1 protein-coding gene is annotated in these 578 nt (G+C 51.9%); it reads left to right on the top strand.

Translation table 11 applies throughout. The features are described from left to right. Positions 1-578: sugar kinase (locus tag R7Q48_RS29485; protein ID WP_318133917.1), on the top strand; the 578-nt coding region annotated here is incomplete at both ends.

Genomic DNA, 578 nt, shown 5'->3' with positions numbered 1-578 from the left:
TGGATGCGGTGTTTCTCAGCGGTATCTCTTTAGCTATCTTGCCAGATGAAGACCGAATTTCACTGCTTAATTTGTTGGTCGAACTGAAAGCCCAAGGCGTTGAAATCGCGTTTGATAGTAACTTCCGTCCAGCGCTATGGCCTCAAGACGATAATCAAACCGTCAAAAATGTGTACCAAGCCATGTATCAACTGACGGACGTTGCCTTGGTGACTTTTGATGATGAGCAATTGATCTGGGGTGACGAAACACCAGAGCAAACCATTGAACGCCTTACCTCTGTTGGCGTGGGCAAATGTATCGTCAAGCTCGGCGCAGATGGCTGCTTAGTTCAAGACTCAACAAATCAGGGTTCGAGCGCGGCTCAGGCTCCACAAGCCGTGCCAACCCAACCTGTCGCTCAAGTGGTGGACACCACATCGGCGGGCGACTCATTCAATGGTGGCTTTTTATCGGCATACCTCGCTGGCGCCGATCTCGCGACCTCATGCCAAAGAGGCAACGCACTGGCAGGTGCTGTGATTCAACATCGCGGTGCCATCATTCCCAAAGCATTCACACAACCGGCGCTTGGCGTC

Source organism: Vibrio sp. 378, from assembly GCF_033339435.1.
The sequence above is the reverse complement of the archived record's forward strand: the minus strand, read 5'-3'. Positions and strand labels throughout refer to the sequence as shown.